The sequence below is a fragment of the Mesorhizobium sp. M0663 genome, assembly GCF_040320585.1.
Taxonomy (GTDB): domain Bacteria; phylum Pseudomonadota; class Alphaproteobacteria; order Rhizobiales; family Rhizobiaceae; genus Mesorhizobium.
On the sequence record NZ_JAMYPX010000040.1, the window covers coordinates 22,113 to 34,412 of the forward strand.

10 protein-coding genes and 3 pseudogenes are annotated in these 12,300 nt (G+C 60.5%); 7 read left to right on the forward strand and 6 right to left on the reverse strand.

The features are described 5' to 3' along the window. Window positions 1–79: 79 nt before the first annotated feature. From NKI54_RS32575 to NKI54_RS32590, 4 genes are read right to left on the reverse strand one after another with little or no spacing between them, the layout of a single operon-like run. The gene (locus NKI54_RS32575; protein ID WP_352577941.1) at window positions 80–1,183 is read right to left on the reverse strand and encodes an ABC transporter substrate-binding protein; all 1,104 of its coding nucleotides are present in this window, start codon (window positions 1,181–1,183) and stop codon (window positions 80–82) included. Then, window positions 1,180–2,532, reverse strand: a complete 1,353-nt coding sequence (locus tag NKI54_RS32580; RefSeq protein ID WP_352693730.1) for a sensor histidine kinase — start codon at window positions 2,530–2,532, stop codon at window positions 1,180–1,182. Before NKI54_RS32580 ends, NKI54_RS32575 begins: the two co-directional genes overlap by 4 nt. A 40-nt stretch (window positions 2,533–2,572) precedes the next feature. Next, on the reverse strand, window positions 2,573–3,247 hold the full coding sequence (locus NKI54_RS32585; RefSeq protein ID WP_023722098.1) for a response regulator transcription factor: 675 nt from the start codon (window positions 3,245–3,247) through the stop codon (window positions 2,573–2,575). A gap of 31 nt (window positions 3,248–3,278) precedes the next feature. Further along, window positions 3,279–3,620 (reverse strand): hypothetical protein, encoded by a 342-nt coding sequence (locus tag NKI54_RS32590; protein ID WP_352693732.1) that lies wholly within the window; start codon window positions 3,618–3,620, stop codon window positions 3,279–3,281. 44 nt (window positions 3,621–3,664) lie between these two features. Between NKI54_RS32590 and NKI54_RS32595 the strand changes: the two genes are divergently transcribed. The 6 genes and pseudogenes from NKI54_RS32595 (at window position 3,665) to NKI54_RS32620 (ending at window position 10,379) form a co-directional block, all read left to right on the forward strand. Continuing rightward, window positions 3,665–5,029, forward strand: coding sequence for a hemolysin family protein (locus NKI54_RS32595; RefSeq protein WP_352693734.1), 1,365 nt, complete (start codon window positions 3,665–3,667; stop codon window positions 5,027–5,029). Window positions 5,030–5,584: 555 nt separating this feature from the next. Next, window positions 5,585–5,782: pseudogene (locus NKI54_RS32600) on the forward strand (transposase); the annotation flags it as partial. Window positions 5,783–5,917: 135 nt separating this feature from the next. Then, window positions 5,918–7,819 carry a heavy metal translocating P-type ATPase gene (locus NKI54_RS32605; RefSeq protein ID WP_352693735.1) on the forward strand — a complete coding sequence of 634 codons (1,902 nt, stop codon included), beginning with the start codon at window positions 5,918–5,920 and terminating at the stop codon, window positions 7,817–7,819. 331 nt (window positions 7,820–8,150) lie between these two features. After that, window positions 8,151–8,582, forward strand: coding sequence for a recombinase family protein (locus NKI54_RS32610; RefSeq protein ID WP_352693737.1), 432 nt, complete (start codon window positions 8,151–8,153; stop codon window positions 8,580–8,582). Beyond that, the gene (locus tag NKI54_RS32615; RefSeq protein WP_352693738.1) at window positions 8,576–8,680 is read left to right on the forward strand and encodes a hypothetical protein; all 105 of its coding nucleotides are present in this window, start codon (window positions 8,576–8,578) and stop codon (window positions 8,678–8,680) included. Before NKI54_RS32610 ends, NKI54_RS32615 begins: the two co-directional genes overlap by 7 nt. 345 nt (window positions 8,681–9,025) lie before the next feature. Then, a pseudogene (locus NKI54_RS32620) lies at window positions 9,026–10,379 on the forward strand (IS1182 family transposase). Between the two features lie 100 nt (window positions 10,380–10,479). Here the strand turns inward: NKI54_RS32620 and NKI54_RS32625 are convergent. Then, a complete protein-coding gene (locus NKI54_RS32625) occupies window positions 10,480–11,082 on the reverse strand; it encodes a sulfotransferase family protein (protein WP_352693740.1) in 603 nt (200 codons plus the stop codon). Window positions 11,083–11,443: 361 nt separating this feature from the next. On the opposite strand from NKI54_RS32625, the pseudogene NKI54_RS32630 reads away from it, so the two are divergent. Beyond that, window positions 11,444–11,696, forward strand: a pseudogene (locus NKI54_RS32630) (GNAT family N-acetyltransferase); the annotation flags it as partial. Window positions 11,697–11,707: 11 nt separating this feature from the next. Here NKI54_RS32630 and NKI54_RS32635 read toward each other — a convergent pair. Next, window positions 11,708–12,300: sulfate/molybdate ABC transporter ATP-binding protein (locus NKI54_RS32635; protein ID WP_352693742.1), on the reverse strand; the 593-nt coding region annotated here is incomplete at its 5' end.

Here is a 12,300-nt window from a genome sequence, read left to right on the forward strand (position 1 = left end):
TCAGATTGTCGACGACAGCGGGATCGGCCACATCGACGTATTGCCGAATTGTTGAAATCTTGGAGCGGCATCCTACGCGTCACGGTCGCTGGCCCTGCGCATCGATCATGGACTTGCTCCAATCCTCGATGAAGCGGCGGCGCAACGCCTCGTCCTGTACGGCAAGTAACGCAGGGCCGATGCGTATGGCGCGCGCGATACCAGACTCCCCAAGTTTTTCCGGGCCGTCCGCTCCCTCAGGCAATTGCCCGTTCTCGGCAAAGAAGAAGGCGCTATCCCTGGCAACCTTCTGTCCCCGGGCTGACAGAAGGTAGTCGAGAAATCGTTTGGCAACGCCCATATTCGGCGCCGTCTTCGGAATGAGCGCGCCACGACTGAGTATCAGCGCATAGTCCCGCGGGACAACGACCCTCAAATCGGAATTGCCCCTGGCCGCTGCGTAGGCATATGACCCGATCATATTGTAGCCTATATATAGGCTCCCGTTTGCAACGTCCTGAAGGGTCTCCGCGGTGCAACAACGCACCACAGTTTCCGCTCGGCTCATGCTTTCCAGAAGCCGACCGTAGACCGCCGTCGTCTGCCGCGCATCACTGAACGCCAATAGGTAGCCGATGCCCGAAAGTCGGATGTCGAACGTTCCGACCCGTCCGCGATAAAAATCGATCCGCCGCCTGAGAAGATCGGCGAGTTCGATGTGGGTGCGCGGTACGTCGCCGGACGGCACGAGGCGGGCGTTATAGACGAAGACGGCCGGTTCGTAGGTAAAGCCGAATACCTCGTCGCGCCAGTTTGCCCAATTGGCGACATGCGCGGTTTCGGCCGACACGTGCGGCGCCGCGCAGCCGTCATTGGCGAGCTTCACGAGTTGGTCGACCGACGGAGACAACAAGATGTCGCCCAGCACCGCGTCCGTCCGACAGGCTTCACTGGCACTCCTTTGCAAGTCGTTGGTGACATATTCAACATACTCGACTGCCACGTTGGGGAAAACGGACTGAAAATCCCGGATCAGTGGTTCCATAGCCGCCAGATCGGTCGCGGCGTGGATCGACAGTCGGTCCTTCTCCGGCTGAGACGAAGGCAAAAATGCGCTGCTTCCTTCAGCAGCTCTTGCCGCGTGACCGATGCATAGGAGGACGGCAGCCATCAAACCGAATGTCGGCAATGTTCCCGTTATCATCCGGTCTTCTCCGTGGCGATGGGCAACGTCAAGGTGACGGTGAACCCTTGCGTGCCCTTCCCGCCATCCTTGCTTGTCTCGCGAAAGGTCAGCGCGCCACCGTGAGCCGCCGCAACCTCCGACGCGATGGCGAAACCAAGACCTGCGCTGCCGTCATGAGATTTGGACGTTTCGAAGCGCTGCGTGACCCGCTCCCACTCGCCCGGCGGAATGCCCCGTCCGTCATCTTCGACCTCGAGATGGGCACGCGTACCGTCGCTGCGTACTCTGACCTCAAGGCGCGACACCACTCCATGGCGCAAGGCATTGTCGATGATATTGACGATCGCTTCGCGAAGGCTGACGGCGTCCGCAAGCACGACCGGCTCGTCGTCAGGCGCCTCGAAGGAGACGATAATGTCCGGATCGATAGTTATCGGAACCGCCGCACGGAAAGCGCGCCGTGCGACATCTGCCAGACCGTGCGGCTGAAGCTGCACGGAATCGGCACGATGGATGACCATGGCGTGGCTGAGCAACTGGTTGGTCAGGCGCGCAAGTTCGCTGGCGCGCTGCTGTACGCGATCGAGATGCTGGCGGCTCGACTTGTCCAGCTTGGCTTGACTCAACAGATCGAGCTGCGCCGTTAGCGCTGTCAGCGGCGTTCTGATCTGGTGCGCCGCGTCGGCGATGAAGCGCTGCAGGAGTTTTACGCGCTCGTCGAGCCGACTCATGAAATAATTGATGGAAGTAACGAAGGGCCGCAATTCTCTCGGTACGACGACCGTTACCGGCGTCAGGTCTTGTGGATCGCGACGGCGGAGCGTCGCTCCGAGATGCTTGACCGGTTGCAGAGAATAGCGAATAGCAATCATCGCTCCAGCTAAAGCCAATATGCTCATGATCGCCAGGAGGACGGTCGCCCTGAGAGTCAATTCACCCGCGAGCGCGCGGCGGGCTTCCGTGGTCTGCCCAACGATGACATGCGCCCAACCGGATACGGCTGGATCGGACAGTGCGCGCGCCACCACCGCAATCCGAACCGGTTCGCCGCGATAATGCGCCGATTCCAATACCGGGACATCGTGTATTGCGGCCAGATCAACTTCTGTTTGCAGATCGGCATAACCTGTCAGCGTCGCGCCGGAAGGGCCGATCACGCGATAGAAGATGCGATCGCGGCTGGCGAGGCCCAGGAGTTCAAAAGCTGATACCGGCAGGTTGATGATGAGCGAACCGGATTCAACCGTAAGGCTGTCTGCCATCTGGATGGCCGCACCAAGCAGAAGCCGGTCATAGGCGTCATCGGCGGCGGTACGTGCGTAGTACGACGCCGCACTCACCAGAAGAGCCGCGCCCAGGCCCAGCACCAGCGAGATGCGGACCGCCAGGCGCGTGAAAAGGGAAGGCTCAGCCGGTATCATCGGAAGCCAGCTGATATCCCACGCCCCGCACGGTAACGATCTGCGCCTTGGCGCCTTCCAGCTTCTTGCGCAGCCGCCCGACATAAAGTTCGATCGCGTTCTGATTGGCCGGCTCGTCAAACCCGAAAAGCTGATCGATAAGTTCATCTTTGCTGAAGACGCGGCCTGGCCGCGACGCCAGTATCTCAAGCAACGTCATCTCGCGTCGTTTCAATTGCACCTCGCGCCTGCCTACTCGCACTGAGCGGCTGCCGCGGTCGAGCACGACATCGCCACACTGTACGATGTTGGTCGCCTCGCCGCTTTTCCGCCGGAGCAGAACACGGGCGCGCGCTTCCAATTCCCGGAAATCGAACGGTTTGACCAGATAGTCGTCGGCGCCGAGATCAAGCGCGCCAACGCGGTCCTCTATCTCGGAACGGGCCGTCAACATCAGAACCGGGGTCGTATTCCTTGCCTGCCGGAGCCGTCGAACGATTTCGAACCCGTCGAGGCTGGGCAGCATGACGTCGAGGATGACGAGATCGTAGCAGGTGAAATCGAGGATTTCTGCGGCAGCACGGCCGTCCGTCTCCCAATCGACTGCGTGGCCGATCGTTTCGAAGCGGCGGCTGATAGCCTCGCCAACGTCGCGCGTGTCTTCGACGAGGAGAATTCGCATGCCGGAGCATTTGCACGGAAGCAGCCCCCTATCAAGCGTCACCTCTTTGCGGAGAGGCGCTTGACATCATCTGCAGATCACGCGTTGGCTTCAGCCCTGTTACCGTCAGCAGTTCAAGCTGTCCAATCATTTGAGCTTTGTCGACGGGCTGCGTGATGCCGTCTGCCTTCATGTTGATCTGCGCATCCACGCCAAGAACGGGGCGCGTCGGTACATGACCCGCGCTGCAAGCCACGGCTGGACCACGCATTTTGCCGCATTCAACGTATTCGACCGCACCGTGATCAGTCGCTAGTAGATGCACCACCATCGCCATCAGGGGATTATGTTTCTGGCGATCGTGATGCTGATAGCGATTGCGCAATGCCATCATTTGCGCTTCAGAGACGTATCCAATTGCGTCATTAAGAGGATATCATGCCGACAGGCGATGGCAGTTTGAGCGACATTCTTGGAATCCTGTCGGTTCTCCTACTCGTGGCCGCAAACGGCTTCTTTGTCGCCGCCGAGTTTTCCCTGGTCGCCGTGCGCCGAAGCCGAGTTGCCGAACTCGCTGCGGCTGGGCGGCTGAACGCGGCAGCGCTTCAGCGGGCCGTCGACAATCTCGATGCCAATCTGGCGGCGACCCAGCTCGGCATCACCATTTCATCGCTGGCACTCGGCTGGATCGGCGAACCTGCTCTCGCGCATCTCGTCGAGCCTCTCTTGATCGGGCTGCTCGGGTCGTTGGCGACTGCGGGCTCACACACTGTCGCCGTCGCGATCGCTTTCATCATCATCACCGCGCTTCACATCGTGCTTGGCGAGCTCGCACCAAAGAGTCTGGCGCTCCAGCGCAGCGAAGACACTGCGCTCTGGGTCGTGCGTCCGCTCGGTCTGTTTCTCTTTCTGCTCAGGCCGGCGATTCTAATGCTGAATGGTCTCGGCAACCTCGTTCTGCGACTCTGCGGCCTGCGCCCGGGAACCGGTGAGGATTCATTGCACTCGCCAGACGAGCTGAAGCTTCTGATCTCGGCCAGTCAGGAAGGCGGGCTGTTGCAGCAGGCGCAGCGGGAGATGGTCGAGCGGGTCTTCAATATCGGCGAGCGCCGCATCAGTGACATCATGACGCCTCGGCCGGATATCGACTGGATCGACGTGAATGATGACCGAACCGAGATTCTTCGTACGATCCGCGATTGCCGCCATGAGCAGCTCCTTGTTGGCAAGGGCGGTATCGATGAACTGCTCGGCATGGTTCTGAAGAAGGACATGCTCGACCAGGTTCTTGACGGGCAGGTTCTCGATCCGATGGCGATCATCCGTGAGCCGCTCGTCGTTCATGAATCAACGCCGATTTTCAAAGTGCTGGAGCAGTTCAGGAAGGCGCCCGTCCGCATAGCAATGGTCCTCGACGAGTACGGAAGTCTGGAAGGAATTGTTACCCAGACCGATTTGCTCGAAGCCATCGCCGGCGACCTGCCCAACATCGAAGGCGAAGAGCCGGATGTCGTCGAGCGTGAAGACGGCTCCCTTCTCGTGGATGGTATGATGTCGGCCCAGGACGCGTTCGATCGCCTTGGTTTTCGAGCACGGCCAACTGAAGGCGACTTCCATACGATCGCAGGATTTGCCCTGTTTCGACTGGGGCATCTGCCTGAGGTCGGGGAACATTTTGAGTATGGCGGCTGGCACTTCAAGATCGTGGACATGGATGGCCGGCGGATCGACAAACTGCTCGCACGAAGGAACTCTCCCACGGGGCGGCAAGAAACATCGGAGGTAGATGGGCTCAGAACATAGGCCAATGAATATGCCGCCATGGCCTCGTCGAGGTCGCCGGTGCCCGCGAACCAACTGTATCCTGCGTGATCCAACGTGACTGATCTGATGCACCATCACCCGGTCGACGAAAGGCGAAAGCACCCGCACCACCCCCATGGCGTTGCCGGTCACCTCGACAACGACCTCGTCCGTCCTGTTCAAGCTGCGGCCAAATCCCTCCAGTCCGGAGCGGGTCATGTCGGCGTCCGTGATGGCGCAGCCGGCCATCTTCGCAGAACACCACTTCCCCAAAGGTGCGGTGGATAGCCATTCCAATTACACGTCATGCCCCCTCTCTCCTTGAACAATCGGGAGCCGGCGGGCGACGCGACACCTACGGATCCGCGCTCTCGGCGCAACCGGGCAGGTCGCAGGGGCGGCCAGCTACTAACGCGAGCTCGCAGCTTATCGAATACATCGGCCTGCCCGCACTTGGCGTGCTCCCGGTGCCGCTGTCCCGGATGGTCACACATGCGCTGAAAATCTCGCATCTCCAGCGGGGGATCAGATGGCACCGTCATGATCATACCGGTTACCAACCCGATCGAGCGCCTCAACGGCGAGGTCAAGCGGCGCACCGAGGTCATCGGCACCTTCCCAAATGATGACGCCATCGTCCGTCTGGTTGGCGCGATCCTGCTCGAGCAGAACGATGAATGGGCCGTGCAGCGGGCGAGATACATTACGCTGGAAACCATCAGCCAAATGAGCGATGATCCGCTCATCAGCCTGCTGTGGCGCGCTGATCATTCCCGGCCCATGCCGGAAGCTGCGGCGACCAAGCCGTCAACTACACCACTCCCTGGGACACGATCCTGATGCGCTCACGCTTCAAGCCAAGACCGCAATCCAGATAGCGAGCCAATCATGAAATCCGAGACAGCAGCCACCGAAAGCGTTAAGCCGGCGGCTGAGGCTGTTCCATCGGGTTGGCGAGTGTTGATGACACGCGAACGTTGGACCGAAGTCGCTCGCATTATATTTACCGGCCTGATGGCCTTTCTGTACTGGCAACAGCTGATTCCCATTCAAGCTTTGTGGGGGGCGGTTGCCATCGGCTTGTATCCGCTTGTCAAAACCGGCGCCGTTGACCTCGTAAAAGAGCGCAAGATCGGTACCGAGATATTCGTCACCATCGCTACGGTGGTAGCGCTGATCGGAGGCGAGACCGTCGCCGGCGCGGTCCTCATGGTGATCATTCTGATCGCAGAGTTCATTGCCGATGTGAATATGGATCGTGCGCGAGCCTCGATCAAAGACCTGATCGGCTCGGTGCCCCAGGTGGCACTTGTGCGGGACCCAGGTGGCGAACGCATGGTCACGATCGAGAATTTGCGCGCGGGCGACGTTGTCTTGGTGCGGGCCGGCGAGAAGATCCCGGTCGATGGCACCGTCGTCGGTGGAGCGGCTTCGGTCAACGAAGCATCGATCACTGGAGAGAGCATTCCCAAGGACAAGAGCGACGGCGCCGATGTCTTTGCCGGAACCTTCGTCGAATCCGGCGCCCTGGACATCGCGACCGAGAAGGTTGGTGCCGACACCACCTTTGCCCGCATCATCAGTCTGGTCGAGAATGCCGAAGCGGAACAGGCACCCGTCCAGAAACTGGCGGATAAGGTCGCGTCATGGCTGATCCCGGTCGTGCTGATCTTCCTCGTTGCGGTTTATCTTTATACCCGCGACGTTCGGATGATCGTCACTCTGCTGATTTTCACATCGCCTGCCGAACTCGGATTGGCGACTCCTCTGGTGATTATCGCAGCCATTGCGCGAGCCGCACGCAGTGGAATTCTGGTCAAGGGGGGCGTCTATCTGGAGTCTTTGGCCAAGGTCGACGTCCTGGTGTTCGACAAGACAGGCACCCTGACGGCGAACAAGCCCGAGGTTGTCGGCGTGGAGATGCAGGACGGCACGCTTTCGGAAGCTGATCTGCTCAGCCTTGCCGCCGCCGCCGATCGGCGGTCCGCTCACCCCTTGGCGAAAGCGGTCGTCAACTATGCCGCCCGGATGAAAATCGATGTCCCGGAACCGGAGCAGTACGAGCAGTTGCAGGCGCGCGGTGTGAAGGCGACGGTCTCCGGACGCACCGTGCTGGTCGGGAATGCATCGTTGCTGCGCGAGGCCGGCGTGCCGCTTTCCGATGCGATCGAAAAGGGCGGACAGACGCCGGTTCACGTCGCGGTCGATGGGAAATTCGCGGGCGTGATTCTGATTGCCGACACATTGCGACCAGGTGCGCGCGAAGCGCTGGCAAAGCTCCGTGCGACCGGGGTCAAGCGCATGGTGATGGTGACGGGTGACAATGAGGCCACAGCGCGGACCATCGCCAAGGAACTCGGCGTGGATGAAGTGCGTGCCAATCTGATGCCGCAGGACAAGGTCGCCGCCATCGCCGAACTGCAAAAGCAGGGCCATCGCGTGGCGATGGTCGGCGACGGGATCAACGACGCGCCGGCGCTGGCACGCGCCGATGTCGGCATTGCGATGGGCGGCGGCGGCACGCAGGCGGCACTGGAAGCCGCCGACATTGCATTGATGAAGGATGATCTGGCAAAAATTGTCAGCGCGCGCGCAATTGCTCGACGTGCTTACCGGACAATTCAGGAAAATATTTTTGTCGGTGTCGGTGTTGTGCACGTTTTGGGCATTACCGCAGCGCTGATGGGCTGGATCGGTCCTATCCAGGCAGCGATTTTGCACTTGGGGCCAGATGTCCTGGTGTTCCTGAATTCGGCAAAACTGCTGCGCGTTCGAATCCAAGATGTTTAGCGCATCTCTTTGGAGCCTAAGGCGCTTGCAGTTCTTTGGACGACAAACGCGTCCAATTCGCATCGTCCACGAAACCGGGCAACCGCAACCAGAGTACGCTTACTGCTGTGGCGCTGGTGGCGGTGTGCCCCCAAACCACCCAGCCGCATACCCGATCACAAACAGCACCACGATCACGGCTGCCACACCGTACCAGAGGCGCCTGTCCGTGAAATTCATCGTTACCTCCAAATATCGCGCTGCGCCTGACGACCCAGCGATTTCTTCGATCCTTTGGTCGTCGTTTTCGTGACGAGCGACTCATCTGATCCCCTGACAGAGTAGGCCAAGTATGGCTTCCAGAGAAGCGCGTAGGCCTGTCTGCGGTGCCAAAGCCGCCGGCTGCAAGCGGCTCGCGGAGGAGCGAGCATCAGGAGGACGCTGGGTTCGACCCGAGCTCCATCGGCTTCTTGGCGAAGAAGGCGATATCGTGGTTGTCCGGAAACTAGACCGACTGATGCGGTCACTCCAGGACCTGCTCCTTATCCTTGAGAAGATCGAGGCCGCCGGCGCCGGGTTCTGCTCACTGACCGAGGCAATCGGCACGACCACGACGGCAGGCCGCATGATGATGCGGATGCTCGGTTCCTTCGCCGAATTCGAGCGAGCCATCGTACGGGAACGCACCATGGCGGGGCTTCAAGCGGCCAAGAGCGCGGGCGAAAAGGTGGTCGTCGCCCAAAACTCACGTCCGATCAGCGCTCCGAAATCATCGGCATGCTGAATGATGGTCCACCCGCCGCCGAGATTGCTCGCATCTTCCGAGTTCATAGGGCCACTGTGAGACGTATCGGCGCTCAGACGAAAATGAATGTTCGCTGATTGTGGGTCCAATTGGACCGCTTTCGCAGCGACGTACGCACCGGCCCTCCTCGGACGCGTACCCCCGGCCTGCAGTTATTGGTATTGTACCAGATGCCTACGTGGTTGGTTCGGCGGAACACATCCTGGAGCAAAAGAATTCGAACCGAACTAGCCAAAGCGGTCATTCGATTCGTCCGATCGGATGACTGCTACTGGCGCACGTGGTCGGTTGGTGCGTTCAGACATCAGATTGCCTGATGAGGCTCGGGAAGGTCCGGCCGGGGTGGATAGTGTTGAAAAAGTCCGGGTTGCAGCAGCCCTGAAGCACTGATTCAATCTTCGTCGTAAGAGGAGATTGAGTCGATGATGGGCGAGCAAAGTGTGATGCAGGAGGAGCTGTTCTACGGCTTCAGCCTGGAGCGGCATGTGCCGGCGGATCACCTGCTCAGAGCGATCGACCACTTCGTCGACCTGTCCGCCATCCGCCAGCATCTGGCGCCCTTCTACAGCCCGATCGGCCGTCCCTCGATCGACCCTGAGCTGCTGATCCGCATGCTGATCGTCGGCTATTGCTTCGGCATCCGCTCGGAGCGCCGGCTGTGCGAGGAGGTACATCTGAACCTGGCCTATCGGTGGTTCTGCCGGCTTGGCCTCGAGGGTGATGTGCCTGACCACTCAACCTTCTCCAAGACCCGCCACGGCCGCTTCCGCGATGCCGACCTGCTGCGCGAACTGTTCGAGACCGTCGTCCGGCGCTGCATAGCTGAAGGGCTCGTCGGCGGCGAAGGCTTTGCGGTCGATGCCAGCATGATCGTCGCCGACGCCCATCGTCAGCGCGGGATCGAAACGGCCGAGGACCTCGATCCCAAAGCCAAGCGGGCCGTGGCTGAGTATCTCGCCACTCTGGATGACGCCGCCTTCGGGGCCGCCACGCCGGTGGAGCCCAAGTTCGTCTCCCCTGTTGATCCCGCCGCGCGCTGGACTGCCGCTTGGGGTGGCCCAGCCGTCTATGCCTATTGCACGAACTATTTGATCGACGTGGAGCACGCCATCATCGTGGACGTGGAGCCCTCGACCGCGGTGCGCCAAGCCGAGGTGACGGCCGCCAGGACTATGATCGAGCGGGCGCACGACGAGCTCGGCCTCTGGCCGGAGCGGCTGATTGCCGACACCGGCTACGGCTCGGCCGAAATGCTGAACTGGTTGGTGCATGAGCGTGGGATCGAGCCGCATATCCCGGTCTTCGACAAGTCTAGGCGCAAGGATAGCACCTTCTCGCGCGACGACAGATACATACATCTGTCCTGGCGGGAAGACGCTCAGGCAGCGCCAGAAGACCTATCGGATGCCACACCCTCTCGTCGACGAGAATGGCATGATGCGCTATCGCGCCAGCAAGCTGGATTGCGACGCCTGTGCCCTGAAGCCCAGCTGTTGCCCGAAGGAGCCGGCGCGCAAGGTGCTGCGCTCGATCTATGAGGGCGCGCGCGACATGGCCCGCGACATCGCAAAGACAGACGCCTACCAGACCTCACGCTATCAGCGGAAGAAGGTGGAGATGCTGTTCGCGCACCTCAAGCGCATCCTGAAGCTCGATCGATTGCGATTGCGCGGCCCCTGTGGTGCCCGCGATGAGTTCCACCTTGCAGCCATCGCCCAGAACCTCAGGAAATTGGCCAAGATTTGCACCCTCGGAACAAACGTCCGAGCCACTTAAGGCGAGGAGGTCGCGTCGACCTTAATCAAGACGCTTCGGTGCGAGTGGATCGACGGCTTCATCGCCGACTTCTTCAACACTATCGGTGGAAAACCGCCGTTCAGCGCCCTATGCGAGCACGAAATTCGGCAGTCGAATTGGTGCGTGGAAACGGTGCGGAAGGCAACTGTACACCGAGAAAGGCACAAAGCGGCTCCCACCCTTCGGAGGCCTGATAAGTAAGAAGGCGTTCAGGTGGCAGCGTTGATTTCACGGAAGCGTTATGTGCTTCATAGACAGCGATTGCGTGATCACGGTTATCAAATCGACCGCCAAAGACAGTGTTTCCAACCACCGCCACACCAAAGGACTGTGGATCATTGGTAGCAGCATCCATCGTGAGTCCTATTGTTTGCGCCATGCTGTCATACCAGGCTTCCGGGTCACGAACTGTCAGGATAACCTTTGCATCAGAGTAGTGGTCACTCACTTCGCGCCAAAAATGCGCCGTTGGCCAATCGACCGCGGAAAGATAGCCGGCATATACCGCATCCCAGGTCGGGAGTTGTCCCTGGCCGGCGGCGCGCCACAGCGCCTTCTGCTCGGGATTGGCGCGGACATCTGCCATGTGATGACACGGCCCGAACCCAAGATGCTCCAACGCGAGCTTCAGCGAATATGTGCCAGTGCGACCCATGCCTGCGCCAATGACATATAGAGCCATGAGCACCCCCCGACGAATTTCAATTGGTCAAAATACCGCTGTTTCCTTTACTTCGCTATTATCTTTGAAGGTTCAGCTCCGAATCGCCTCAAGCCGTAGCGCGCGAAGGTCAGTATTGGAGAAGCGCCGGGAATGGTGGCTCCTGGCGCCGCTGTGGCGAAAGACGCGTGCATCGACACCACTATCCGCTGACGCAGCGCTTGCTCCGGTCGATGACGTGGACGCCTTTCAGGGATGGGAGACAACCGACGGCGAGTTTCCGCCGGGAACGTGATCGCGGTGACCAAAGCCATCTTGAACGGCAAGGCCGTGCAGACCTGCTCCATCAGGCTGCTCGACGTCGACCGCGCGACATTCGAGCAGCGTGGACACAAGCTGGCAAGGCAAGGGGTTAGGCGCCGCGCTGTTGCAAGACGCCGTTCTGCGCACCGCGTTACGCCGCGACGATCCTCGGGATTCGCGGCCTTCTTGTTCATGCCATATCGGACGAAGCGAAAGCCTTCTACGAGCACTACGGCTTTGCGGCTTTCCCGAAAAATCCGATGACCCTTGTGCTCTCGCTAAGGCGCGTTGAAAGAGCGGGCCGAAACGTCTTGTTGTGCACAAGTTGGTAATCGCCTCGTAATCAAGCAGCCGGAAACAGCTTCCAGCGCCGCGGCCTGAATGCCACCCGGCTTTTCTGCGCCGCCGGATGGTCGACGGGCAGCTCGATCTCGACCCGCTGGCGCTCGCCGCCGATTTCGAGTTCCACCCGCCTGGTATCGGCAACGCGGCGGCTGGCGGCGACCGTGCCGGCGATGCAGCCATTGCATTCTTCCACCAGTTCGACATCGTGCGGACGGAAGAAAAGCGTCGCTTCGCCTTGCGGCGCCTGCGGCGCGGACAGCCCGATCGGCCGGTCGGCGATCCAGACTTGGCCGTCCTCGACCTTGACCGGAATCGAACTCGATTCGCCGATGAAGCCGTAGACGAAGGGCGAGTTCGGAGTGTCGTAGATCTCGTCGGCGGTGCCGACCTGCTCGATGCGGCCCTGGCTCATCACCACGACGCGGTCGGCAAGCTCCAGCGCCTCTTCCTGATCATGGGTGACGAAGACCGTAGTATGGCCGGTCGTATCGTGGATGTCGCGCAGCCAGCGGCGCAGTTCGCGGCGCACCTGCGCATCGAGCGCGCCGAACGGCTCGTCGAGCAAAAGCACGGCCGGTTCGATCGCCATGG